We start from the raw sequence: 23,180 nt of genomic DNA on the forward strand, positions 1-23,180 counted from the left end.
CCTGGCCTACCGGTGGAGCGACTCATCGGGGACATCTGCCGCGACCCCCGCCCGGTACAGCTCTGCGATGCGGGCATCATCGAGCCCAAGGAGCTCACGGAACACGTAGTCGTTGTGCTCGGCAAACCCGGGGGCCGGCAGCCGGATGTGGCCGGGCGTCCGCGAAAGGACCCACGGCGGCGCCTCCATCTCCCAGGTGCCGGCGTCGGGGTGAGTGTGCGCCACCCACGCACCTGTGGCGCGGAGGTGGGGGTCGGCGACGAGCTCCGGCGTGGTGAGCACGGCCCCGGCCGGCACTCCGGCCCGCTGGAGGAGGTGCATCGCCTCGTGGTGGCCGCGCTGGCGCGTCCAGGCTTCGATCTCCGGGTCGAGCGCGTGCTCATGCTGTTTCCGGGCGGTGGCGGTCGCAAAGCGCGGGTCTTCGGCGAGGTCGGGCCGGCGCATCACCTGGCAGAGCGCCCGGAACTGCTCGTCGGATTCACAGGCGATGGCGACCCAGCGGTCTTCGCCGGCGCAGCGGTAGACGTTGTGGGGCGCATGGTGCGGATGCCGGTTGCCCATCGGACGCGGAAGCTCCCCGGTAAGGGAGTAGCCGACGAGATGCTCGCCGACGAACATCGTGAGGTTCTCCCGCTGCGCCAGCTCGACGTAACAGCCGGCCCCGGTCAGCCGCCGCTTGCGCAGCGCCATGGCGACGGCACCGACGAGCGCGGTCGCGGCCATGGGGTCGCCGTAGCTGAACCCCGTCTTCATTGGCTCGCCGTCCTCGTACCCGGAGATCGAAACGAGCCCGGCCAGCTGCTCGACGTTGGAGCCGTAGGCGACGTAGTCCTTTTCCGGCCCCGTTTTGCCGTGTCCCGGCATTGAGACATAAATGATGTCCGGGTTCACGGCGCGGACTACCTCGTAGCTCAGCCCGAGGTTGTCCATCACGTCGGAGCGGTAGTTCTCGACGAGTACGTCGGACTTCGCGCAGAGTGCGAGCACGGTTTCGCGCCCGAGCGGATGGGCGAGGTCGAGGGAGATGGCGTACTTGTTCCGGTTGTTGTGGTTGAAATAGGCCGATCGGTTGTACCAGCGGGGGACGTCCCGCGGGATAAGCCCGAGCGCGCGGAGCAGGTCCCACTGGCGCGGGCTCTCGACCTTGATAACCTCGGCGCCATAGTCGCCAAGCAGCCGGGTGCCCATCGGCCCGGCCCAGACCATCGTCAGGTCGACCACCCGGATTCCCGCGAGGGGCCGCGTCACCTTGTGCTCTCCCTGCGCGCGAGGCTGGGCGGCCCCTGCCAGACCTCGCCGTTATCGAGCGCGACGGTCAGTTGCGTGCCCGTCTGCTCGACCGTGCCCGGCAGTTCGGGCGTACCGGCGGGGTACCCGGCTTTGCGGGGCACGAGGACACGGGCGCCGGGTGGGAATTCGGCGCTGGCAATGATCTCGAGCGCCTCGATGCGGCGACCGATGGAACGGGCAAGCACCTGGAAGAGGGCGAAGTCGCTGGTTTTGCGGAAGGTCTCGAGCGCCTCGTCGAGGTCCGCCGCCTCCCGGGCGGGCCGCAGCTCCGCCGGCGGCGGGATCGTATCCTCGTCACCCCGGGCGAGCAGCGTTGCGACGTACTTCCGGGCGCGGGGCGCAGCCTCTGCGGTGAGGCGGTGGAGGAGCGCGAGGTCGTCGCACTGTTCGAAGAACGCTACGGCGCGGGCGACCCGCTCACGCTCGTTCATGCTCCGATGCTCTCCAGGACCACACTCGTGTGTTCGCCCAGCAGTGGGGCCCGGCCGGCATCCCAGTCTGCGGGGCCCATCCACCACGGCGGCCCGGGGTAGACCGCCTCCCCCGCCACCGGGTGGTCGATGCGCCGGAGGAACCCCCGCGCGGTGAGCTGCGGGCTCTCGATGAGGTCCTGCATCGTGTGCACGAAGGCGATCGGCGCGCGCCCTGCGCCGGCGCGGCGGTAGAGGTCGTGCTTCGTTTCGGTCGCAGCCCAGGCGTACAGCTCGGCCATCAGCTCATCGTTGTGCTGGACGCGGTCGGCCTGGGTGGCGAACCGCGGGTCCTCGCCCAGGTCGGGCCGGCCGATGACCTCGAGGAAGGGCTTCCAGTTGCGCGGCATCAGGTGGATGCCGATGTGCCCATCAGCGCACGGGTAGACACCGATGAAGCTGGCCATGTGATTGCCCCGCCGAATGCCGCTCCACTGCCCAAGATAGCAGTAGTACGGTATCGAGGCTTCGAGGATGGGCGCCATGCACCGCTGGATAGAAATGTCGACGTGCTGGCCAACGCCATCCCGCTCGGCCGCGAGCACGGCAAGCACCGCCGCCGAAAAGGCGTTGAGCCCGCCCTGGTAGTCGGCCTGGTAGCCGCCGTTCTTGAGCGGTCCGCCCTCCAGTGTGCCGGTGATGTACATCTGACCACCCATTGCGAAGGCGATGAGGTTGTCGCCGCGGTATTCGGCGTACGGTCCGCTCTGGCCAAATGGCGTGATGGAGACCATCACCAGTCGTGGGTTGCGCTCCGACAGCGTAGCGAAGTCAAGCCCAAGCGCGCGGAGGTCGGCGGGGCGGTAGTTCTCGATGAGCACGTCGGCCGTTGCGATGAGGCGGAGCAGGCGTTCGCGGTCAGCCGGCTCGCGCGGGTCGAGAACGACCGATTGCTTCCCGGTGTTGAGGTACAGGAACAGGGCGCTCGCCTCGGGGTTCGGTTCGCCGCGGGGAAAGGGGCCGTGGGCCCGGGCGATGTCGCCGCCGGGCGGTTCGACCTTAATAACTTCGGCTCCGTAGCCGGCGAACAGCTTGCCGCAATAGGGCGCTGAGACGAAGGTGCCGAATTCAACAACACGGAGGCCTTCCAGGGGGCGGCTCACGGCGCCACATCTTACGCGGGCGCACCGCTGACCTCATCCCCCCGGGTGCTGCTCCCGGACAGCCGGACCGCGGTCGCCGTGCAACTTCGAAAAATCTATGCGTGTCGGCGGAATCTGCCCCATGCGCCCTGCGTGGTAATCACGGATCGCCTGCACGATCTCCTCGCGCGTGTTCATTACGAACGGCCCGTGGAACACGACCGGTTCGCGAATCGGCCGACCGCCGAGGATGAGGACATCGAGCTGCGGCGCCCGCGAATCCTGCACCTCATCGGCTTCGAGAATGATGCCGTCTCCGTTGCCGAAGACCACCAGCTGCCCTTCGCCGAACGGCCGGCGCTCAGCTCCCGCCCGGCCGCGCCCGTTCAGCGCATAGGCGAGGGCGTTGAAGTCCGGCCGCCAGGGGGATTCAAACCGCGACCCCGGGGAGAGCGTGACATGGGCGTACGTAATCGGCGTGAACGTCACGCCCGGCCCGGAATACCCGCCCAGCTCCCCCGCGATGAGGCGGATGAGCGCGCCGCCATCGAACGAGGAAAGGAGCGTCACCCTGCCGGCATCGATATCCTGGTAGCGCGGCGGTGTCCACTTCATTGCCGCGGGGAGGTTGACCCAGAGCTGAACGCCGTGGAACAGGCCGCCTTTCTGGACAAGCCATGCGGGCGGCACTTCGTCGTGGAGGATGCCCGCCCCGGCCGTCATCCACTGGGTTGCACCGTCGGTGATATACCCGCCTCCGCCCGTGGAATCGTGGTGCTCCAGCGCGCCGTCGATCATGTACGTGACGGTCTCAAAGCCGCGGTGGGGGTGCCACGGCGCACCTTTGGCTTCGCCCGGGGCGTACTCGACCGCGCCGATGTGGTCGAGGAGGAGGAACGGATCAGCGATGCCGAGGTCGAGCCCGGGAAAGGGCCTCCGCACCTGGAAGCCCTCCCCCTCGAGGTACGTCGATGCCGTGACGACAAGGTAGACCGGACGCGGGCGTGCGCCGGGCGCGAGCCGTTCGACCCGCGGGAGGGCGAGGGGATTCGCGACGGAAACTGCTGGCACGGCGGCCTCCTTAGTTGCAGATGCAACTACCAGCGTAGCAGCTTGCGGAGGCCGCTGTGCGTCCCGGGCTCAGGACCTCGAGGGGAGCTGAACCTGGACGTTCGCCCGGGTGCTCGGCTGGCCCTCGGCGAGCGTCACGACCTCCAGCTCCACGAGGTGCGCACCATCCTCCACGCGCTTCTCCACAACCCTGCCGGCCAGCACCAGCGGCCGGTCGGCAACGTCGGGGCGGCGGTAGGCAGCGCGCACACTCCGGACCATCCCACCGGTCCCTGCCCAGTCCGAAACATACTGGGTAATCCAGGCGAGTTTCAGCAGCCCGGGAACGAGCGCGCCTCCGACGCCGAGCCGTTTCCCGGCTTCGGCATCGGCAAATGCGGGATTAGTCGGGTTGTCGCGCCCGAAGAAGTCGATGGCCATGTCGGTTGTGGGGACACGCTCGAGCGGCTCGAGCTCATCGTCGATGTTCACATCTTCGAAGTAGCGCTGGCTCATTCCTCGCTCCCGCCGGTGGCCATCTTTGGGTCGAACTGGGTGATGGTGATCATGGCCGCGGCCACGTGGTTGCCCTCGGCGTCGTAAAAATCCGTGCCCTGGGTGACGAGCACGCTATAGCCGTAGCGGCCCCCAAGTCGGTCGCGGATGTCGTAGACCTGTGAAACAGCCTGCAGCTGTTCGCCGATACGGAAGGGGCGGGTGAACCGCCACTCCTGTTGAGTCAGCAGACCGTTCGGCAGGATCTGAGGCATACCGCGCCGGGGCCCGCCGGCGAGCATCGCAATAACGTACGGCGGCGCGATGCCGGTCCCGTCGGCGTACCGGGGGTCACGGTCGCCGAGCACGTCGCGCATGCGGCGGGCGTCCTCCTCGCGGATCGTGACCGTGACCGGCTCGCTCTTCTTTCCGATGACAGCACGGTGTTCGTCGGTGATCAGGCTCTGTTCAGGGATTGCCATGCATCCTCCACTGGTCGCCGGCAGTTTCGCAGGCGGGGGCACCGCCGGCAGCGGATTCGGGGTGCCCGTAGTCTGCCAGCTTTTCCGGCATACCGGGAGGGGCCAGCGGTCAGGGAACGCTGATCACGGTCACCGCGCCGGTATCGCCGTCAACCTCGATGATGGCGCCGTCCGGGATGCGTTTCGTCGCGTCCGTGGCCGAAACCACACAGGGGATGCCGAGCTCCCGGCTGACGATGATCGCGTGGCTGAGCGTCGCCCCGACATCGACGACGACGCCGGCCGCGGGCACGAAGAGGGGTGTCCAGGCCGGGTCGGTCATCGGCGCGACGAGGATGTTCCCGGGCTCCAGGACCGTCGGGTCGAGCGGGTCGAGGACGACCCGGGCGGTTCCGCGCGCCTTGCCGGGGCAGCCCGGCAGACCCTGGATGACATCGCCCGGCCGCGCGGCCTCGGCCCGGTGCTCCGTCCGGCGCCGCCAGGTGGTGTTCGGCGGCGGCGGGCCGTTGATGATGAACGGCGGTTCGAGCGAGAGCAGCCACTCGTAGTAGCGCCGGCGCGGCTCGACGAGTTCGTGCAGGTCGCCGAGCCGGCCCTCAGCGTAGGCCCGCAGCTCATCCTCGAAGAGCAGGCAGAGGTCTTGCGGCCGGTCGAGGTGGCCGCGTTCGACGGCCCGCCGGCCGAGTTCGCGCAGTGCCATGCGCGTCTCTTCGATGACGCGGATGATGTTGGTCTTCGAACGCTCGCGGCCGGGCACGAAAGTGAGCGCGCTTTTCATCGCTGCGTCGAACTGGGCGAGCGTGTCGGGGTCGCCGGCGAGGGCCTCGCGGATCTCATTTCGAATCCGCTCACGCTCCGCGACCCGCTCGGCGTTCTTGCGCGCCGGCGAACCCTCATCGCCGCTCAGCCGCATCCGGTCGATGGCTGCCAGTGCGATGTCGGGATTGGTCTCCCAGGTGTCGGCCATTACATCCCATTCGTTCGGACCGCGGGAGCCGTATTCGGCGAGGAAGTCGGCGAAGGCTGCCAGGAACTTCTCGACATCGGGGTGACCGGACGCCTGGAGCCGCTCGTACAGTCCGGATGGCCCCTGGTCAAACAGCCGGGTCAGCGCTTCGGAAGCCCTGACCATGCGGCTGAGCTCCCACATTGCGTACGAGGGCGCCGCCGAGTCAACCCCGCCGAGCCCGGCGATCAACTTCATGGCGTCCGCCGGCCTGCCGATGGCGGCACAGATGGCGGCGAACGCGCCGGGACCAATCGCCGAGGCACCGCTCTGGTTAATGTGCTGGTCGAACATCCGCCGGCAGTACGGGCGCATGGAGATGGCCCGCTCAATGAGCTCCACATCGGTGAGCTTCGTTAGGTCGGGCCGTTCGGCACGGATCTTCCGGGCAAGCTGCCGGTCGGCTTCCAGTTCCGACTGGTCCATGTCGCCAAGCACCCAGCCGAGCCACTTCTCCATCACGGCTGTGGTGCGCGGGTTTTCGTGCCACGGTTCTTTGACGTATGGGGGCACGTCGGGGTGGTCGCCAAAGTATGCGGCATCGATGGCGGCGGCCGACATCCCAGGCGTCCGCTCGCCCCAGACACGAATCCAGGTCGCATTCAGGTAGCCGTACCCGCCGATGAGCCCAATGAAGTCGCATCGGTTCGGGTCCGGGTCCAGCTCCTCGTCATCGATGCCGAGGCGGTTGACCGCACAATCGCGCCAGCCGCGCACGGTGCCACCGTTGCCGAAAACGAGTTCCCAGCCTGCCGGGCTTGGCGGCTCGGGCAGCACCTCGCCGACGTTCGCCCGGGTCCAGAACGATGCCTTTGGGTTGTATGGCTGGTCTTCAATCCAGCGAACCTGCTCCATCCCCTGTCCCTGGAATTCGGTGATGCGGCGGGATGGTACCGGGTTGCGCGACCGTTGCGAAGGGCCTGGCTGGCCGGCCGACAAGTTTGACCGGAGCGAACGGTGCTGCCATAGATCGGGAATATCCTTCCATAATGGCGAGGAGGAGCGCGGTGCGCGTCGAGAAAGTTGGCATCATCGGAGCCGGTCTCATGGGGAGCGGCATCGCGCAGGTCGCTGCCTACCACGGGCTCGACGTCACGCTCGTCGATGTTGACCAGGCCCACGTTGACCGGGCCATCGCGGCCATCCGGGCGCGGCTGGAGCGCGAGGCCGAACGGGGCCGTATCAGTGCGGAGGCGGCAGAAGCCGCGTCGCACCGTCTACGTGGCTCCGCGGACATTACCGACCTCACGTCGGTTGCACGCGCCGAGGCGGTGATAGAAGCCGTCGTCGAAGACCTGGAGGTCAAGACGCGCATCTTCCGTCAGCTCGGCAGGGTTTGCCGGCCGGACGCTCTCCTGGCGAGCAACACGAGCTCGCTCCCGCTGAGTGACCTCGCGGCGGCCTCGGGACGGCCTGAGCGGGTGATCGGACTGCATTTCTTCAACCCGCCGTGGGCCCTAAAGCTCGTGGAGGTCGTTTCGACTGCTTCGACCACCGAAGAAACGCTCCAGGATGCGCTGCAGCTTTGTCGGCAGCTCGACCGTGTCACCGTACAGGTGAAGGATACCCCGGGCTTTATCGCGAACCGGCTGCTCGTCCCGTTCATCTTCGATGCCATCGAGCTGCTCCAAACCGGTGTCGCCTCGGCGGAGGATATCGACCTCGCCTGCCGGGTCGGGCTGAACCACGCCATGGGCCCGCTGGCAACGGCCGACCTGATCGGGCTCGATACCCTGAAAGCGATCGCGGAGAGCATGTTCGAGGAGTACGGCGAGCCGCGGTTTAAAGCGCCAACGCTGCTCCGCCGGCTGGTGAGCCTCGGCTACCTCGGCAGAAAAACCGGGCGCGGATTTTTCCGCTACACCTGAATCCCGAGCTCTGAGCAGATCGCCGACATCTCGTCGATGATGGCCCGGCACTCGTCGTCCGTGTTGTAAAAGTGCGGCGCGATGCGGATGCCGGCCCCGGGCCGGTAGTCCACGACGAACCCGCGGCGGATAAGTTCGTCCTTCACCTGCTCGGCATGGGGCAGGTCGACCGTGACGTGGTTGCCGCGCCGCTCGAACTCCAGCGGCGTGCGGACGATGAACCCCCGGGCGAGCGCACCTTCGATGAGCAGCGACGTCTGGTGGCGGGCCTTCTCGCGGATTGCTTCGACCCCGACGTCCCGGATGATCCGGTAACCCTCGCGCGCCTGGTAATAGGCGGGCATGTTTGGTGTGCCGCCCGTAAACCGCCCAATGCCCGGCGCATAGACGATTGGCGGCGGTTCGAACCCGAACGGGCGGGCGTGCGAGAACCAGCCGGCCATGCGCGGTTCGAGCCGGTCAACCAGGTCAGGGCGGACGTACAGGTACCCGGCGCCGGGGCCGCCGCACAGCCACTTGACTGAGCCGCCAACCAGGAAGTCGACGCCCAGCTCGACGACATCGAACGGTACCGATCCCATCGACTGGTAGGCATCGAGGACGACCATCGCGCCGTACTCGTGGGCGCGCTCGACGATCGGGCGCACGTCGACCAGTTCGGCGGTCCGGAAGAGCACGTGCGAGACGACGACGAGGAGTGTGCGGTGGTCAATCGCCTCGATGAGCTGCTCCGCCGGGAAGGTAAGCGGGTCGCTGCCGATACGAACGACTTCAGCGCCGTACGCACGCTGCCCATCGAGCAGGTATTCGACCGTCGGGAATTCGCCCGCGCAGGCGATAAGACGATTGCGCGGCGGTTCGTACTCCAGGCACGAGAGAATCTCCGCGAGCGCGTTGGTGACGTTCTGGCACATGGTCATCGAACCGCGCGGGGCCCGGATGATGTCTTCGAGGATGGAGGCTACGGTGGCGACCTGCGGGAGCCAGGTATCCCAGGCGACAACGCCTTCCTCAGCCCACAGGCGGGTATATTCGGCGAGCGCTCCGGGCACCGAATCCGGCATCGCGCCGAGTGAGTTGTTGATGAGGTAGGTCTTGCGGGCGAGGACCGGGAAGCGTGAGCGCCAGGAAAGCAAATCGGGCATGCCAGCGAGCATGCCCGATACACAAGCTGCGCGGAAGGCGGAGCTACCGCGGGAGTCCGACGTAGACCTCGCCGTTTTCGACTTTCACGGGGTAGGTCTGCATATCCTCGGCGGTGAGGGTGGGGCGGGCGAACTTCGGCACTGGGAAGGCCTGGTACGGCATCGGGATGAAGCGGAGGAGCTTGAAGAGCTTCGACTGAATGCCGCCCAGGAAGGGATGCTCCGCGTTGAACTGGCTCGAGAACGGCTGGCGGACGACCTTGCCGGTTTCGATGTCGAACCGGGCCCCGTGGAAGGGGCACATGACGCAGTTGTCCTTAATCGGTTCGGGCCGAATCGGCGAGCCGGGGAACCCGGCCAGCGGGAGGCGAGCGTGCGAGCAGAGGGCGTTCAGCGCGTGGACCTTATCGCCGGTGCGGACGATAACGACGCGCTGCGCGCGGGCGCGGACCTCCTTCGGGAGGCCGTCGGGGAAGTCGCGGAGGAGTCCGACCTTCGCCCAGCGGGTCATTGCTGCGTGCGGCGTAATCTCCTTCGCCCGGATGGGCACCGGCGCATCAAGCCCGAGGAGGGGCGAAACGACCACTTGCATCAGCCCGCCGGAAACGAGGCCGGCAACCAGGAGCACGATGCCCCCGAGCGTGTTGTCCGACGCGGTCACGGGGTCGCCCGGGAAGAAGAGCAGGATGATGCCGCCAACGATGAGGCCGATACTTGCGATGCCCCACGTGCCGAGGATTGAGACGCCAAGGAAAGCCAGCGCAGGTGACACAGCCAAACCTCCGTCGGGATACTACTCCGCTTGTGCAGAAATGCGCAAAGTTTCCGCTGACCCGGTGAGCAGTTCACGCCCCCGACAGCTGTTCGGAGAGCCCTTCGAGCAACACCCTGACGCGTTCCGGCGCCGCCAGGTGCTGGCGGATGCGGGATTCAAACTCCCGCCGGTCCGGCGACTGGGACCAGCGTTTCCAGTCGCCGAGGCCGAACCAGGTGCTGATGACCACGAGGTTGTGCGGGTCCTCGCTATCGCGGAGCGTCTCCCCGGAAATGTAGCCGGGTTCGTCGAGGCAGCGGATGCGCAGCTGCCGAAGCAGCTCCAGGACGTTTCGTTCGTGTCCGGGGAGGACCCGACGTTCGATGACGACCTTGACAGCCATAGCCTCAGCCCTCCGCGAGGGAGCGGTATGCGCGGCGGAAGTAAATCAGGGGCGAGCGTTCCGGGTCGAACCGCGCCCCAACGACCCGGCCGATGACGATGGTGTGGTCGCCGCCGGGCAGCGCCTGGTGGAGCTCGCAGTCAATCTGGGCGATGGCCCCTGGGATGAGCGGGCAGCCGGTGAGCCAGGTCTCGGTTGGGATCGAAGGGTCAAACGCTGGCGCTGGCTCGCGGCCTGATGTCGCGAAGTATTTCGAAACGTTCTCCTGCCCGGCCGAGAGGATGCTAATCGCAAACCGGCCCGACTCGCGAATCATGCGGGGAAGGTGGTTCGTATCGGCGAGGCTGACCAGGACCAGCACGGGGTCAACCGAAAGCGACGAGAAGCTCGAGACGGTTATGCCGTAGACCAGCCCGTTAAGTTCGGTGGTCACGATGGTGACGCCCGAGGCCCAGGAGCCGAGCGCGCCCTTGAAATCGTCCAGCGAAAGTGTGGCGGACATACAGCCTACGCCGGCGGCAACGACGGCACCATGTCCCAGAGGGCGTGGACCGTCGTCTCGACGAAATACCGGGCCAGCGGCAGCGAAGCGATCAGGGTGTCCATTTCGCGGGCATCGGCAGCGTCGTAAATGGCGAGGACGCCCACGCCGGCTTCGCGGTAGATCGCACGGATCTTGCCCTGGTCGTATTGGGCGCGGACTGCGCGGAGCTGCTCGCTGACGAGCGCCTGCCACTGCTCGGGCGGCATATCGTGCGGCTGCCGGGATACCAGCCGGACGGAAAACAGCATGGTGGGCTCCTGGGAGTGGCGTGAATGGAAGTATAGCCCTGCCGCACCCCGCCGGCGATGCGGCCCGGCTAACGGACCAGGAGGACCAGGGCGGCCGCCGTGCCGTAGGCGATCACCGCGACCCGCAGCCACCGCTGGCCGAGCCTGCGCGCCAGGCCGACACCAAGGTATCCCCCGGCGAGCGCCCCAGCTGCCATAACTAGCACAGCCTCCCAGGCGACAGGGCCGAAGAGGACGAAATAGGCAACGGCAACAAAGTTGATGACTGCCGAGAGGAGGCCTTTCAGCGCATTCGAATGCTGGAGCTCATCGGGCAGGAGGATGGCGAGCGCCGCAAGCATGATGATGCCAAGTCCGCCGCCGAAGTAGGCGCCGTAGATGGCCAGCACAAACACAACAGCGAGCAGCTGCGGCGATACCCGCGCCTGGCTCCCCGGGGGCGTATGAGCACGGCGGGCCAGCCGCGAGAGCGGCCCCTGGAATGCCATCACGCCGCAGGCGAACAGGATGAGGAAGGGAACGACCGCATCGAAGGCCGAGTCGGGCGTGAGCAGGAGGATGGCTGACCCGGCCAGCGAGCCGAGAATGCTGGGCGCCGCGAGGGCCGCAACCCGGCCGCGCTGGCGGCGGAGTTCCCCGCGGTAGCCGATGCTCCCCCCGACGTACCCCGGCCAGAGCGCGACGGTGTTGGTCACGTTTGCGGCCTTGGACTGGTACCCCGCTGCCAGGAGCGCGGGAAAGCTCACCAGGGAGCCGCCGCCCGCCACGGCGTTGATTGCCCCGGCGGCGAATGCCGCTGCGGCGAGGCCGGCTGCACTCTGGAGGTCCATGCGACGCCCTACGCTGGCAAACGCGGCCCGTACGCGCCAGAGGCGCTAGGCTGGCGACATGGCTCGGCGGCTCCTCACCTTCGACCTCGATGGCGTGCTTTGCAGACCGCCCTTCGGCATCAACCCGGGCAGCGGGAGGGGCAAGCGCCGCGATGCCCGGGGCCATGCCGGCATCCTCTGGCTGACCGAGCGCTGGCGCTACATCGGCCGTCGCCCGATGCCCGGTGCGCTTGAAGCCCTCGATGAGGTCGCCGGCATGTTCGACGTCGTGGTCGTCACAGCGCGCGGCGAGCAGGCTCGGCCGCTCACGGAACGCTGGTTTCGGCGCTATCTCGGGCGGGTCCCTGAGCTGCGGATGCGGCCGTCAGCCAACGAGACGTCGGCGCAGTTCAAGGTGCGCGTAATTCGTGAGCTCGGTCCCGAGGCCCACTTCGAGGATGACCCGTTCACTGCCTGCTGGGTAGCAGAACTGATTCCGCAGGTCTTTCTCGTCGACTGGCCGCGCAACCGGTGGCTGGAAGGCGGCAATATCGTCCGCGTGCGCTCAGTGGCCGAGGCTGTCCCGCTCCTCGCAGGGAGTGTTCAGGCCGGGCGGGCCGAGAGCTGACCGAGCAGGGCCCGCCGGAGGAGCAGCATGGCAGTCGTTACTGCCCGGCGTTTCACGGCGGCGCGTCCCTGGTTCATCGCGGTGGTGATGACGTACGCCTCCCCGTCCGGCGTTGCGACCGCAACGTGCACAGTTCCCGGCGGGATGCCGTCCTGCGGGTCGGGGCCGGCGACGCCGGTGATGCCGATCCCGTAGTCGGTACCGATGCGCTCGCGGACCGCGAGGGCCATCGCCCGGGCGGTCTCCTGCGAGACGACGCCGTGCTCAGCGATGGTTTCTGCCGGGACGCCGAACGCGATCTTTTGCTCGGTTTGGTAGGTGACCAGACCTGCGACGAAGTAGGAGCTGGCGCCCGGGACATCGGTGAGCGTGCTCGAAAGCAGCCCCCCGGTGCAGGATTCCATTACCGCGAGGGTGGCGCGCCGCTCGTGCATGAGGTCGGCGATGTGGCCTTCGAACGTGTCGTCGTCGCGGCCCCAGATGGCATCGCCGAAGATGCGTTCGAGCGCCTCTTCCACCGGCCGAATTCGCGCCCATGCCTCTTCGCGCGTGCGCGCCTTCGCACCGATACGGAGGTGGACGCCGTCGGCGCGGGCGTAGGTGCCGATGCCGATACCCGGGGTCGCGTACAGCGGCCGCGCCATCTCATCGACCGTCCCCTCGCCGATGCCCACCGTCTTCAGGGTCCGGGTGACCAGCACTTCGCCGGCGAACCGCCGTTCGAGTTCGGGCTGGACCTCCTTGGTCCACATCCGCTCCATTTCGGATGGGACGCCCGGCATGCAGACGATGATGTGCCCGTCGTGTTCCACCCACCAGCCGGGGGCGGTCCCGCGGGGGTTCTCGATCGGCCGGGCGCTTGGGATCAGCCATGCCTGCTTGATGTTCGACTCCGGCATGGGATACCCGCGTCCCGCGAACCACGCGCGGAGTCGCTGCTCGAGGGCAGGGTCGACGTACGGTTCCTCGCCGAGCACGCGAGCGACGCCCTCTCGCGTCAGGTCATCATCGGTCGGACCGAGGCCCCCTGTGGTGATGACGAGGTCGGAGCGGTTCCACGCCCGTTCGAGCGTCTCGACAATCCGCCCGAGGTTGTCGCCGACGACGGAGGTGTACAGGAGGTCGATGCCCAGCTCCGGAAGCCGCTGCGCGATAAAGGCGCTGTTGGTGTCGACGATTTCGCCGAGCAGGATCTCGGTGCCTATCGCGATGATTTCTGCCTTCACGGCCCGCAAGTCTACGAGCGGGACGCCCCCGGGGAAAGGTCGTCGCGACATGAGCGCCTGCCGGGCAGCCCGCTGCTGGGACGCAGCGAAACGGTCACGTGACAGGGAGTTCACCGGCGCGGGACAGCGCATCCCGCACTGCCGTCCCGGTGCCGGCAATAACCGCGCGGCTGGTCAGCGCGGCGGGAGTCCCATCGCGGGTCAGCACCACACCGCCCGCTTCGCGAACGATGAGCAGACCGGCGGCGAGGTCCCACGGCTGGAGGTCGGAGTGGAGGTACACGTCCCACCAGCCAGCTGCAAGCCCGGCAAATCCAAGCGCTGCCGAGCCGGGGATCCGCAGCGATTGCATGCGCGGCCAGAGGTAGGCGGCGAGTTCGAGCTGCCGGCGCGCCCGCTCGGCGTCGTAGCCGAGGTCCATCGCCACGACTGCGTCCGCAACCGTCGGGCAGGGACGCAGCGCGGCGCGGCGGCCGTCGACCGTGCAGCCGCCCCCCGCGATGGCGACCACTTCAAGCCCGAGGAGCGGGTGGGTCGTCAGTCCCAGCACGGGCTCGCCGTCGAGGCAGAGCGCGAGGGTAAACGCGAAATGGGCGATACCGCGGGAGAAGTTTTTTGTGCCGTCGAGCGGGTCGATGACCCACGTCCAGCCGTCCAGCGTCGTGGCGGATGCCGTCTCCTCGCTTAGGATGGCGTGCCCGGGGAAATGCTCGCTGAGGATGGCCATTACCGCGCGCTCGACGGCAAGGTCGGTCGCAGTCACGACATTGCCGCGCCCCTTGACGCCTGTCACTTCGGCGTGACTGGCTGCCGCCCGGATGATGTCGCGGGCGACACGAGCGCAGTGCCTCGCGATCTCAAGCGCATCGCCGCCGGCGGCCGAGCGCGGGAGGTCAGCCTCGCTCACCCGTCCTTCCTCCGGAGGTCGCGGGGACTCACCTCGAGGTCGGAGCCCCAGCGGTCGACCGCGACCCGGTGCTGCAGCGGAAGCCGCCGCTGGGGGGCCGTCTCCTTGGCTGCGAGGTCGGGCGGGAGCGTGCTCGGGTCGCCGGGGTACCCGCAGGCGACAACCGCCAGGATGCGGACCTGCCCCGGGCAGCCGAAGACCTCGCGTACAGCGGCCTCATCGAATGCCGCCATCGGGTGGGCGACCAGGCCGAGTGCCGTGGCCTGCACCATCAAATTCCCGAGCGCGATCCCGACGTGGAGGGGATAGAGCTCGCGCCGGCTGCCGTCGGTGCCTTCAACAACAATGTCATGCGAGGGGTCCGCGGCCAGCACGAAGAGCAGTGGTGCGTGGCGTGCCCAGTGCCGGTTCCCCTCGTTCAGGGCCGCGACCAGTCGTTCGCGAACAGCCTCGCTCTCGGCGACCAGGATGCGTGTCGGCTGGGTGTTGCCGTGGCTGGGGGCGCGGGCTGCGGCCTCCCAAAGGAGGTCGCGGGCCGCAACCGGGACCGGTTCAGGGCGGAATGCCCGGCTCGCGCGTCGGTCCCGAATCGCAGGGAGCAGCTCATCCACGTCCCCATGGTGGCACACGCCCGGCTTCGGCAGCTACCGTGGTGCCATGCGCTGCATCGGCATCGACCTCTCCTGGACGGCCCGCAGGCCTTCCGGCTTCGCGCTCATCGACCCGGCCGCCGAGGGACTGGTCCGGACGTGGACGGCCACGCTTGCACCGGCCGAGGTGGCGGCATGGCTCGATGGGTTCGAGGATGCTGTCGTCGCGGTCGATGCGCCGCTCGTCAATCGCCCGGGTCGAACGGCTGAAGCAGAGCTGGCGCGGGCGCTGGGCCGGTACGGCGTGACGGCCTACGGCATCGGCAACGGCTTCCTCGAACGGCGCGGGCTGGCGGCGGGACCCCGGCTCGGAGAGCTGCTCGCTGCCAGCGGCTGGTCATTCGAGCCCCCGGGCCCCGGGGCGGGGCGGCGGTTCGCGTTCGAAACGTTCCCTCGCGCCCTCATCCTGTCGCTGCTGGGGGCCGCGGACGTGCCCCCGTACAAGCGCGGCCGGCTCGCCGACCGTTCTGCAGCATTGGCGACCTGCTACGACCTGCTTGAAGCGGCGCTCATGGCTGCCGGCCTGCGTCTGGACTTCCCGCGGCCCGCCGTCCCGGCCGATGGGGCATGTCCAACAGGGCGCGAGCTCAAAGCGGCGGAGGACCGGCTCGATGCCGCAGTCTGCGCATTTGCCGCGTGGCAGGCCGCAACCAGTGGGCTGGAGCCCGGCGACCTCTTCGGTTCAGCGGCCGCAGGGCTGATTGTGGTGCCCGGAGCTGCCAGGCTTACATCCGCTCGGGGGCAGACATCCCCATAAGCCCGAGGACCCGGGCAAGCGCGATCCGTGCTGCGAGCACGAGCCTGAGCCGGGCCCGGCTGAGCGCCTCGTCATCCGTGATGACCTTCAGCCCGGGGTCGTTTTGCTGCTTGAAGGCGTCGTTGAAGGCGTGGAACGCGGTGGCGAGGTCCTGGGCGTAGTGGGGGAGGTGCTGCGGCTCAAAGCGCGTGGCGACCGTTTCGATGACGTCAGCCAGCCGCATCATCTCGCGGATGAGCGCCAGCTCGTGCGGCGCCGTGAGGCGGGCGACGTCGCCGCCTTCCGGCGTCAGCCCCTGCTCCTTCGCGCGCTCGAGGATCGAGCAGAGACGCGCGTGCGCGTACTGGACATAATACACAGGGTTCTCCGACGACTGGCGAACCGCGAGGTCGAGGTCGAAATCCATCTGCGCCCCGGGCGAGCGGAGCAGGAAGAAGAAGCGGGCAGCGTCCGTCCCGACCTCATCGATCAGCTCATCGAGGGTGATGATCTCCCCCTCACGCTTCGACAGCCGGACGACCTCGCCGCCCCGCTTCAGGGTGACGAGCTGGTAGAGCAGGATGTGGAGCGCCTCGGGGTCGGCACCGACCGCGCGGGTGGCGGTTTTGAGCCGCGAAACATGCCCGTGGTGGTCTGCCCCCCAAACGTCGACCACGAGGTCAAAGCCGCGGCGGATGAATTTTTCCCAGTGGTAGGCGATGTCGCTGGCGTAGTAGGTTGGCCGGCCGTCGGAACGCACGACGACGTTGTCTTTGTCCTCCCCGAGTTCACTCGAGGCGAACCAGAGCGCCCCTTCGCGTTCGACGAGCATCCCGGCCTGGCGCAGGATGGCCATCGCCTGCTCGTAGGCGCCGCCCGGCTGGTAGAGGGACTTTTCGGAGTACCAGCGGTCATACCGCACGCCGAACCGTTCGAGCGTCGCCCGGATGCGGGCTACCATCAGCTCGATGCCGAGTGCGCCGAGTTCGGGCGGCATGGGTTCGCCCGGGGGACGCAGAAAGGCATCGCCGTGGCGCTCCTTCACCTCGCGCGCCAGCTCCACCATGTACTCCCCGGGATAGCCGTCAGGCGGAATGGGGACATCTCTCCCAAAGAGCTGCTGGTACCGGGCGTACAGGGTCTCGGCGAAGTAGTCCGTTTGCGTGCCGGCGTCGTTGATGTAGTACTCGCGCTCAACCCGATACCCCGCGGCGGCGAGAGCGTTAGCCAGCGCATCCCCGATGGCTGCGCCGCGCCCGTTCCCCACATGCAGGGGTCCCGTCGGATTGGCCGAGACGAACTCAACCTGGGCCGATCGCCCGGCGCCCAGCTCGAGATCCGCATAGGCCTGACCCGCTGCGATGATGTGCTCGACCTGCTGCTGGAGGAAGGGGACCGACAGGCGGAAGTTGACAAACCCCGGCGGGGCGACCGACGCCGGTTCGATGGCGGGGTCGGCGGGGATGTGCTTCGCAATCGCCTGGGCGATCTCAAGCGGCGGCCGCATTGCAGCGCGGGCCAGGCGGAGCGGCAGCGTCGATGCGAAGTCGCCGTTCGCGGCGTCCTTCGGCCGTTCAATGGCGGCCCCGGGGATGGCGACATCGGGGAGGTCGCCGGCGGAGATAGCGGCGCGGGCCGCCTCAGCGACGATCGATTCGAGATGGGTCCGGATGGTTCGCGTGTCGGGCATCGAGCCTACAGCGTACGGTGCCTGCGCGGATTGCGACAGGCCGGCGGCTCATCCGCAACTAAACGGGAACCGGTGCTCCCGGGCGAGCCGCGCGACTTCCTCCGCCGCCCTCCGGGCGTTCGCCACGACATGCTCGGGATAGCCGTAGGCGACCCGGTGCGCTTCGAATTCGTCTTCGTCGAGCAGCTCGATGCAGCCGCCGGGGTAGACCTTCACATCGAGGTCGAGGTCGATATAGCCAATCTGGCACCCGTCGAACGTGGGCGGTGTGGTGACGTTGCAGTACCAGAGCGCGGTGCGGCAGCCCGGGCGGGAGAGGCGAAAGACGTTGTACCAGCGGTCGCGCCAGAAATAGACGATGGAATCGTATGGGGAACGGAACTCCCCGCGGGATGTGTAGATGGGCGTGCGCGCGCGGTAGGCCGTGACGAGGAGGTTGCCGTCATCGGAGAGTACCCGGAACGGCTGGAGCCAGTGGGCGGTGCCGTCGTACTTCGTTGCCCTGAGGAGCACCCTGGCGCCCGGGCGGGCCCGCGCTGTTCGGACGTCCATTGCCGGATGATACACGCGGAACCGCGCTCGCCAAGCGATGTTACGTGAACTTCGCAAAAAATACTGGCCGGTAAGCCAGCAAATCCTTAATCGTTGACGAAGACCAGGCCAGAGACGAGTCCCGCCACGAGGGCGATAACGGCGAGGATGTAGCAAAAGGCGACCGCGCCGGGGTCGAAGCTCTCCCGTACATCGGTGTGCATGGGGGCCGCGTTCGGGTTGGCGGGCGCGTGATGGTGGTCGGCCATGGCAATCCTGCTCCAGGGAAGGTGCTGTCCGAATTCTTGCCGGTCTCGCTGGTTGGGTCACGCATGCCGAGGTAGGCTGGGGTCGTGGTCGCGCGGCGCAAGCGGTTCGTGACGAAACAGGTGACGGTTCCCGAGGCGTTCGCGCGCTACTGCGCTGACTTCAATTCCGGGCGCTTCTACGAGGCCCACGAACACCTGGAAGAGATTTGGCAGTTCGAGCATGGCCCGGTCCGGGACCTCTACAAGGCGCTGATCCAGGCGGCCGCAGCGTACGTTCACCTCCAGCGCGGCAGGTACCCCGGCGCAAGCAGGCTCCTCCGGACGGCACTCGGCTACCTCGAACCCTATCGTCCGGGGCCGGCGATGGGGTTCGACACGGAAGGCATCTGGCGCGCGCTCGACGGAGCTCGCGAGCTGCTCGAAGAGCTTGGTCCGGGCGGCGTGGAGCGGTTTCCCCTTGCGCAGCGGCCGGTGATGGATTTCGATGCATCCGCCCTTCCCGCTGAGGCCCGGCGGTGGCGCGCGTGGGGTTTCGACGAGGAGGGCCGTCCCCTGGCGATGGACATCACGGTCCCCGCCTGACGAGCAGGCGTTCGCGTGGAACTTCGATTTAATCGCCACCGTTATACTCGTTGGTGAGCCGCCAGCGCGAGACCCTGCCAGGACTGGGGTTCTCTCCGGAAAACGAGCGGCCGGGGGTAACTATGACCCAACACGCAGCGGACGATGTCGTGATCGATGCTCGGGACCTGGTTAAGACCTACGACACGGGTACCGTGCAGGTGCAGGCGCTTCGCGGCGTCAATCTGCAGGTGCGCCGCGGCGAAATGGTCGCAATCATGGGCCCATCGGGCTGCGGCAAGACGACCTTGCTCAACTGCCTGTCAGGCCTCGATGAGTTCGACAGCGGCACGGTGCTCATTGCCGGCCACGACATCGCCCACATGCCCGACGACCGGAAAACCGAGTTCCGTGCCCGGGAGATGGGGTTCGTCTTCCAGACCTACAACCTGTTGCCGGTGCTGAGCGCGGTTGAAAACGTCGAATTGCCGCTCATCGTCTCGGGAACGAAGCCGAAAGAAGCACGCGAAAAGGCGCTCCAGGCGCTCGACCGCGTCAATCTCCGGGCCTGGGCGAACCAGCGACCGGGGCAGCTGTCGGGCGGCCAGCGGCAGCGCGTGACCATCGCCCGGGCGCTCGTCAACCACCCCTCTATCGTCTGGGCCGATGAGCCGACCGGCGCACTGGACTCGAAGACAGCCAACGAAATCATGGACCTGATTGTCGAGCTCAACGCGACCGAGCAGCAGACCTGCGTCATCGTGACCCATGACCCGAAGGTTGCCGCCCGCTGTCATCGCACGATTCACATGGCGGACGGCGTCATCGTACGCGAATACAGCCGCGAAGCGATGCGGGCACTGGTTGCGGCCGGCGGCGGGGCCGAGTAGATGAACGAGCTGTTCGGCGTCTCGATGACCATCATCGCCAGTATCTGCGTGGCGGTGACGCTCCTCATCTTCCTTGCGATCGCGTTCATCGCCTGGCGCAACCCGGTGATGTTCAAGATGGGGCTCCGCAACATCCCGCGACGGAAGGCCCAGACGACGCTCATCATCGTCGGCCTCATGCTGTCGACGCTCATCATGAGCGCCGCGTTTGGCACCGGCGATACCCTCACCTCCTCCGTCAGCACGCAGGTTTACAACATCCTTGGTGAGACGGATGAGTGGATCTCGTGGGATGCACAGGAGAACCCGGCTCCGCAGGAAGACCAGGTCATCCCGCTGGCGCTCGTCGACGAATGGAAAGCGAAGCTCGCGGGTGACCCCGACATTGAAGCCATCGTCCCGCTCCAGCGCGAGACGCTTCCTGTCCAGAACGTGCGCACCCGCCTCAACGAGCCGTCAGCGCGCATTGTGGCCTTCCGGCCGGATGACGCTGCGGCGCTCGGCGGGCTGAAGGACCTCAAGGGCAACCCGGTTGAACTGGTCGGCCGGACGATCGCCGTCAACGAAGACCTGGCAAAGCAGCTGGATGCCAGGGAGGGCGACCAGGTCCTGCTCTTCTACCGGGGCCAGCCGGTCGAATTCACGGTGGTCGCAGTCACCCCGTCGAATGTTCTCTCCGGGGCGGTGGGCCCGTTCGCGCTCCGCGGCGGCGCGGTTCCGTTCGACACCTTTGCCCAGCTGACCGGCCGCGGCGACGTGGCCGACGCCGTCGCAGTGTCCAACGTCGGCGGTGTCAAGGACGGGCTGGAACGCTCGCGTGCCGTGACTGCCCGGCTGGAATCCCTGCTTGAGGGAACGCCCTACCGCGTCGTAGAGGTGAAGCGGGAACTCGTTGAAACGGCCGAACTCGTCGGTTCGGCGTTTACGGCCATCTTCGTCGTCTTTGGGCTGTTTTCCATCGCCGCCGGCATCCTGCTCATCTTCCTCATCTTCGTGATGCTCGCCGCGGAACGGAAGCCCGAGATCGGGATGGCCCGGGCCGTGGGCGCGAAGCGCCGGCAGATTGTCGAGTCGTTCCTGTCTGAGGGTATGGGGTACGACCTCGGCTCAGCGGTCGTTGGGCTGTTCGCCGGCATGGCGGTCACGGCAGGCATGGTCCAGGTCATCCAGTACTTCGGGGGCGACAGCCTCGGCCTCGACCTGGCCATCAGCTTCACGCTGCGGAGCATGGTGACGGCGTTCTGCCTCGGCATCATCGCCACGTTCCTCGTCATCTTCATCGCCTCGTGGCGGGCGAGCCGCATCAACATCACGGCAGCCATTCGCGATCTGCCGGAGACAAGCCCAATCGACCCGGAGGCATCGACCTGGCGGGGCTACTACCGTGCAACGATCAACGGCATCGCGGCGTTCAGTCTGCCGATCGGCGCGGCATTCCTGCTGTTCGGCGCGCCCGGGCTCCTGCTGGGGGTCCCGCTCATGCTCGTCGGGCTCATCAGCCCCTGGTTCTACCTCCTCCGCAATGGGGACGTGGCCGCGCCGAAGGCCCGGCGCACCGGGGAGCCGGCGCCGAGATGGCCGTGGCTGGTGGGCATTTTCATCCCGGTGATCGGCTGGTTCCTCGTGCTTCCGTGGTACGCCGTCGCGCTGATCCTCGTGCGCCTGACCCGCGACCGCAAGCCGCAAACGCTGCCTCGCTGGCTTGGCATTGGGGCGCTTGCGGTGTGGCCGCTCGCATTTCTCGCAGCGATGCTGCAGGACTGGCGCGTGCGCGTCCCCTGGACCGTTGCGGCGGCCATCGCATTCGGCATCGCCGGCGTCGCGCTCACGTATGGCGGCCTCGACCGGGACAGCGCCTTCTTCTTCCTCCTGGGAGTCTCGACCGTCTTTCTCTGGGGTGCGGTGACCCTCCGTTACTTTGGAGTCTCAGAACGCCTCGCTTTTTCGGGGACAAGCGCACTGCTCCTCGCCCTGTGGTACCTGCCCAGCAAGTGGCTCGAGCCGCTCACCGGGCCGCTCGAAGGAGACATCGAGATGTTCTTCCTGAGCGGCGTCGTGATGGTCACCTGCGGCGTGTTCATCGTCGTGTACAACGCCGACATCGTGCTGCCGGCGATTGCGAGCCTGGGGAACCGCTTCGGACGCCTGGTCCCGGCGATCAAAACTGCAGTGGCCTACCCGCTCACATCGCGGTTCCGCACCGGCATGACGATGGCCATGATCGGACTGATCATGTTTTCGCTCGTAATGATGTCAACCATCAATGAGAATTTCGCCGCACTGTTCCTCAACGATGAGTCGAAAGGCGGCTTCGATGTCGTCGGCACCGTCAACGAGAACAACCCGATCGACGACATCAGGGCAGCGCTGTCCTCCGCCGGTGCCGATACCCGACCGATCGAAGCAGTTGGTGTGGCCCGGGTGGCCTATCAACAGGAAGTCGAGGTCGAAAACCGCGACGGCTTTGTCAACACCGAAGACGGTAAGGTGGCCCCGTACAGCAGCATCAAGCTGTTTGGGGTCGATGACGGCTTCCTCGCCGCACAGGAGCTGAAGCTCAAGTTCCGGGCGGCCGGTTATCCCGATGATGCGGCGGTGTGGAAGGCGCTTCGGGAGCAGCCGAATCTCGCCCTTCTCCCGGCAGACGCCACGACCGCACCCCAGGGATTCGGCGGCGGAGGCAACCTGCGGCTTCGCTTGAAGCCGCTGACGGAAGGGTTTGAGCCGTTCACGCTCAACCTGCGCGACCCGGGGACGGGCGAGGTGACCACCGTTACGGTCATCGGGCAGCTGAAGGAATCTGCCGACACATTCTTCGCGCTCAGCAGCCCGGATTTTGGGACCGGGATCGTGGTCCGCGAGGCCACCCTCCAGGAAGCATTTCCGGCGGCGCGAGGGGAGCTATTTTTCTTGCGCCTCGCGCCGGGCACCGACTCGGAAGCCTACGCGAAGCAGGTCGAGGCGGCCCTGGTGCAGGCGTCAGCCAGTTCGCTCGATGCCCTCCTCGCCGACCAGCAGCGGCAGCAGACCGGGTTCCTCCTCGTCTTCCAGGGATTCATGGGCCTCGGTCTGATCGTCGGCATCGCTGCGCTCGCCGTCATCGCCTCGCGGGCGGTTGTGGAACGCCGTCAGCAGATTGGCATGCTACGGGCGATCGGCTACACCCGGCGCATGGTGGCACTCAGCTTCCTGCTCGAATCCGCCTTTATCGCGATCGCCGGCATCCTGCTTGGTCTCGTTCTTGGACTGTCGCTCGCGTGGGTACTGTTTACGACTGAAGACTTCTTCGAAGGGTCGGAGTCAGTGAGCTTTATCGTCCCCTGGCTGCAACTCGCGGTGATTTGCGCGGTCGCATTCGGGGCGTCGATTCTGATGACCGTCCTCCCGGCGCGGAGCGCGTCGCGCGTGCCAGTCGCGGAGGCCCTCCGCTACGAGTAGGAAGCCCG

Annotated in this window: 25 protein-coding genes; 6 read left to right on the forward strand and 19 right to left on the reverse strand. The window is 67.3% G+C overall.

The genetic code is table 11. The features are described from left to right. Positions 1 to 6: 6 nt before the first annotated feature. From A9A59_RS09085 to A9A59_RS09115, 7 genes are all read right to left on the reverse strand, one after another. The gene (locus A9A59_RS09085) at positions 7 to 1,248 is read right to left on the reverse strand and encodes a CaiB/BaiF CoA transferase family protein (protein WP_098503967.1); all 1,242 of its coding nucleotides are present in this window, start codon (positions 1,246 to 1,248) and stop codon (positions 7 to 9) included. Then, on the reverse strand, positions 1,245 to 1,721 hold the full coding sequence (locus A9A59_RS09090; protein ID WP_098503968.1) for a hypothetical protein: 477 nt from the start codon (positions 1,719 to 1,721) through the stop codon (positions 1,245 to 1,247). Before A9A59_RS09090 ends, A9A59_RS09085 begins: the two co-directional genes overlap by 4 nt. Beyond that, a complete protein-coding gene (locus tag A9A59_RS09095) occupies positions 1,718 to 2,863 on the reverse strand; it encodes a CaiB/BaiF CoA transferase family protein (protein WP_098503969.1) in 1,146 nt (381 codons plus the stop codon). The genes A9A59_RS09090 and A9A59_RS09095 overlap by 4 nt, the downstream gene beginning before the upstream one ends. 33 nt (positions 2,864 to 2,896) lie before the next feature. Next, positions 2,897 to 3,913 carry a pirin family protein gene (locus A9A59_RS09100; RefSeq protein WP_098503970.1) on the reverse strand — a complete coding sequence of 339 codons (1,017 nt, stop codon included), beginning with the start codon at positions 3,911 to 3,913 and terminating at the stop codon, positions 2,897 to 2,899. A gap of 69 nt (positions 3,914 to 3,982) precedes the next feature. Continuing rightward, entirely contained in the window at positions 3,983 to 4,408 is a 426-nt protein-coding gene (locus A9A59_RS09105) for a MaoC family dehydratase (protein WP_098503971.1), read from the reverse strand. Continuing rightward, complete coding sequence (locus A9A59_RS09110; RefSeq protein ID WP_098503972.1) at positions 4,405 to 4,869, reverse strand: FAS1-like dehydratase domain-containing protein; 465 nt, start codon at positions 4,867 to 4,869, stop codon at positions 4,405 to 4,407. The genes A9A59_RS09105 and A9A59_RS09110 overlap by 4 nt, the downstream gene beginning before the upstream one ends. 109 nt (positions 4,870 to 4,978) lie before the next feature. Next, positions 4,979 to 6,730, reverse strand: coding sequence for a PEP-utilizing enzyme (locus A9A59_RS09115; RefSeq protein WP_098503973.1), 1,752 nt, complete (start codon positions 6,728 to 6,730; stop codon positions 4,979 to 4,981). Between the two features lie 134 nt (positions 6,731 to 6,864). Between A9A59_RS09115 and A9A59_RS09120 the strand changes: the two genes are divergently transcribed. Beyond that, positions 6,865 to 7,743, forward strand: a complete 879-nt coding sequence (locus A9A59_RS09120; RefSeq protein WP_165772621.1) for a 3-hydroxyacyl-CoA dehydrogenase family protein — start codon at positions 6,865 to 6,867, stop codon at positions 7,741 to 7,743. Here the strand turns inward: A9A59_RS09120 and A9A59_RS09125 are convergent. The 6 genes from A9A59_RS09125 to A9A59_RS09150 all read right to left on the reverse strand — a co-directional run bounded on the left by A9A59_RS09125 (position 7,734) and on the right by A9A59_RS09150 (position 11,667). Next, on the reverse strand, positions 7,734 to 8,888 hold the full coding sequence (locus tag A9A59_RS09125) for an aminotransferase class V-fold PLP-dependent enzyme (protein WP_165772622.1): 1,155 nt from the start codon (positions 8,886 to 8,888) through the stop codon (positions 7,734 to 7,736). The two genes, A9A59_RS09120 and A9A59_RS09125, sit on opposite strands and share 10 nt — an antisense overlap. A gap of 43 nt (positions 8,889 to 8,931) precedes the next feature. Continuing rightward, positions 8,932 to 9,660 (reverse strand): Rieske (2Fe-2S) protein, encoded by a 729-nt coding sequence (locus A9A59_RS09130; RefSeq protein WP_098503976.1) that lies wholly within the window; start codon positions 9,658 to 9,660, stop codon positions 8,932 to 8,934. A gap of 73 nt (positions 9,661 to 9,733) precedes the next feature. Continuing rightward, the gene (locus tag A9A59_RS09135) at positions 9,734 to 10,045 is read right to left on the reverse strand and encodes a putative quinol monooxygenase (protein ID WP_098503977.1); all 312 of its coding nucleotides are present in this window, start codon (positions 10,043 to 10,045) and stop codon (positions 9,734 to 9,736) included. A gap of 4 nt (positions 10,046 to 10,049) precedes the next feature. Next, positions 10,050 to 10,547 (reverse strand): flavin reductase family protein, encoded by a 498-nt coding sequence (locus A9A59_RS09140; protein ID WP_098503978.1) that lies wholly within the window; start codon positions 10,545 to 10,547, stop codon positions 10,050 to 10,052. Positions 10,548 to 10,552: 5 nt separating this feature from the next. Further along, complete coding sequence (locus A9A59_RS09145; RefSeq protein ID WP_098503979.1) at positions 10,553 to 10,837, reverse strand: muconolactone Delta-isomerase family protein; 285 nt, start codon at positions 10,835 to 10,837, stop codon at positions 10,553 to 10,555. Between the two features lie 68 nt (positions 10,838 to 10,905). Further along, entirely contained in the window at positions 10,906 to 11,667 is a 762-nt protein-coding gene (locus A9A59_RS09150; protein ID WP_098503980.1) for a sulfite exporter TauE/SafE family protein, read from the reverse strand. Positions 11,668 to 11,725: 58 nt separating this feature from the next. Between A9A59_RS09150 and A9A59_RS09155 the strand changes: the two genes are divergently transcribed. Further along, on the forward strand, positions 11,726 to 12,274 hold the full coding sequence (locus tag A9A59_RS09155; protein WP_098503981.1) for a hypothetical protein: 549 nt from the start codon (positions 11,726 to 11,728) through the stop codon (positions 12,272 to 12,274). Here A9A59_RS09155 and A9A59_RS09160 read toward each other — a convergent pair. The 3 genes from A9A59_RS09160 to A9A59_RS09170 all read right to left on the reverse strand — a co-directional run bounded on the left by A9A59_RS09160 (position 12,250) and on the right by A9A59_RS09170 (position 15,018). Further along, entirely contained in the window at positions 12,250 to 13,500 is a 1,251-nt protein-coding gene (locus A9A59_RS09160) for a competence/damage-inducible protein A (RefSeq protein WP_165772623.1), read from the reverse strand. The two genes, A9A59_RS09155 and A9A59_RS09160, sit on opposite strands and share 25 nt — an antisense overlap. Positions 13,501 to 13,594: 94 nt before the next feature. After that, a complete protein-coding gene (locus tag A9A59_RS09165) occupies positions 13,595 to 14,407 on the reverse strand; it encodes an inositol monophosphatase family protein (RefSeq protein WP_165772624.1) in 813 nt (270 codons plus the stop codon). Next, a complete protein-coding gene (locus A9A59_RS09170) occupies positions 14,404 to 15,018 on the reverse strand; it encodes a nitroreductase family protein (protein WP_165772625.1) in 615 nt (204 codons plus the stop codon). Before A9A59_RS09170 ends, A9A59_RS09165 begins: the two co-directional genes overlap by 4 nt. Before the next feature lie 46 nt (positions 15,019 to 15,064). On the opposite strand from A9A59_RS09170, the gene A9A59_RS09175 reads away from it, so the two are divergent. After that, entirely contained in the window at positions 15,065 to 15,814 is a 750-nt protein-coding gene (locus A9A59_RS09175) for a DUF429 domain-containing protein (RefSeq protein ID WP_098503985.1), read from the forward strand. Here the strand turns inward: A9A59_RS09175 and argS are convergent. From argS to A9A59_RS14120, 3 genes are all read right to left on the reverse strand, one after another. Continuing rightward, positions 15,783 to 17,483: an arginine--tRNA ligase gene (argS, locus tag A9A59_RS09180; RefSeq protein WP_098503986.1), complete on the reverse strand. Its 1,701-nt coding sequence runs from the start codon at positions 17,481 to 17,483 to the stop codon at positions 15,783 to 15,785. The genes A9A59_RS09175 and argS overlap by 32 nt on opposite strands. Before the next feature lie 48 nt (positions 17,484 to 17,531). After that, positions 17,532 to 18,035: a DUF402 domain-containing protein gene (locus A9A59_RS09185; protein WP_098503987.1), complete on the reverse strand. Its 504-nt coding sequence runs from the start codon at positions 18,033 to 18,035 to the stop codon at positions 17,532 to 17,534. 86 nt (positions 18,036 to 18,121) lie between these two features. Further along, complete coding sequence (locus A9A59_RS14120) at positions 18,122 to 18,283, reverse strand: hypothetical protein (protein ID WP_165772626.1); 162 nt, start codon at positions 18,281 to 18,283, stop codon at positions 18,122 to 18,124. 84 nt (positions 18,284 to 18,367) lie between these two features. On the opposite strand from A9A59_RS14120, the gene A9A59_RS09190 reads away from it, so the two are divergent. The 3 genes from A9A59_RS09190 (at position 18,368) to A9A59_RS09200 (ending at position 23,172) form a co-directional block, all read left to right on the forward strand. Next, positions 18,368 to 18,865, forward strand: coding sequence for a DUF309 domain-containing protein (locus A9A59_RS09190; RefSeq protein WP_098503988.1), 498 nt, complete (start codon positions 18,368 to 18,370; stop codon positions 18,863 to 18,865). Positions 18,866 to 18,987: 122 nt separating this feature from the next. Then, positions 18,988 to 19,734 (forward strand): ABC transporter ATP-binding protein, encoded by a 747-nt coding sequence (locus A9A59_RS09195; protein WP_098504853.1) that lies wholly within the window; start codon positions 18,988 to 18,990, stop codon positions 19,732 to 19,734. Then, positions 19,735 to 23,172 carry an ABC transporter permease gene (locus A9A59_RS09200; protein ID WP_098503989.1) on the forward strand — a complete coding sequence of 1,146 codons (3,438 nt, stop codon included), beginning with the start codon at positions 19,735 to 19,737 and terminating at the stop codon, positions 23,170 to 23,172. Positions 23,173 to 23,180: the final 8 nt, after the last annotated feature.

Source organism: Tepidiforma thermophila (assembly GCF_002563855.1).
GTDB classification, from domain to species: domain Bacteria; phylum Chloroflexota; class Dehalococcoidia; order Tepidiformales; family Tepidiformaceae; genus Tepidiforma; species Tepidiforma thermophila.

Bases quoted from the DNA above. Each gene is read 5' to 3' on its own strand.
- A9A59_RS09125 (WP_165772622.1), bottom strand. From the start codon at position 8,888: ATGCCCGATTTGCTTTCCTGGCGCTCACGCTTCCCGGTCCTCGCCCGC.
- A9A59_RS09200 (WP_098503989.1), top strand. From the start codon at position 19,735: ATGAACGAGCTGTTCGGCGTCTCGATGACCATCATCGCCAGTATCTGC.
- A9A59_RS09145 (WP_098503979.1), bottom strand. From the start codon at position 10,837: ATGCTGTTTTCCGTCCGGCTGGTATCCCGGCAGCCGCACGATATGCCG.
- A9A59_RS09135 (WP_098503977.1), bottom strand. From the start codon at position 10,045: ATGGCTGTCAAGGTCGTCATCGAACGTCGGGTCCTCCCCGGACACGAA.
- A9A59_RS09140 (WP_098503978.1), bottom strand. From the start codon at position 10,547: ATGTCCGCCACACTTTCGCTGGACGATTTCAAGGGCGCGCTCGGCTCC.
- A9A59_RS09105 (WP_098503971.1), bottom strand. From the start codon at position 4,408: ATGAGCCAGCGCTACTTCGAAGATGTGAACATCGACGATGAGCTCGAG.
- A9A59_RS09185 (WP_098503987.1), bottom strand. From the start codon at position 18,035: ATGGACGTCCGAACAGCGCGGGCCCGCCCGGGCGCCAGGGTGCTCCTC.
- A9A59_RS14120 (WP_165772626.1), bottom strand. From the start codon at position 18,283: ATGGCCGACCACCATCACGCGCCCGCCAACCCGAACGCGGCCCCCATG.
- A9A59_RS09090 (WP_098503968.1), bottom strand. From the start codon at position 1,721: ATGAACGAGCGTGAGCGGGTCGCCCGCGCCGTAGCGTTCTTCGAACAG.
- A9A59_RS09155 (WP_098503981.1), top strand. From the start codon at position 11,726: ATGGCTCGGCGGCTCCTCACCTTCGACCTCGATGGCGTGCTTTGCAGA.
- A9A59_RS09150 (WP_098503980.1), bottom strand. From the start codon at position 11,667: ATGGACCTCCAGAGTGCAGCCGGCCTCGCCGCAGCGGCATTCGCCGCC.
- argS (WP_098503986.1), bottom strand. From the start codon at position 17,483: ATGCCCGACACGCGAACCATCCGGACCCATCTCGAATCGATCGTCGCT.
- A9A59_RS09175 (WP_098503985.1), top strand. From the start codon at position 15,065: ATGCGCTGCATCGGCATCGACCTCTCCTGGACGGCCCGCAGGCCTTCC.
- A9A59_RS09115 (WP_098503973.1), bottom strand. From the start codon at position 6,730: ATGGAGCAGGTTCGCTGGATTGAAGACCAGCCATACAACCCAAAGGCA.
- A9A59_RS09195 (WP_098504853.1), top strand. From the start codon at position 18,988: ATGACCCAACACGCAGCGGACGATGTCGTGATCGATGCTCGGGACCTG.
- A9A59_RS09110 (WP_098503972.1), bottom strand. From the start codon at position 4,869: ATGGCAATCCCTGAACAGAGCCTGATCACCGACGAACACCGTGCTGTC.
- A9A59_RS09120 (WP_165772621.1), top strand. From the start codon at position 6,865: ATGGCGAGGAGGAGCGCGGTGCGCGTCGAGAAAGTTGGCATCATCGGA.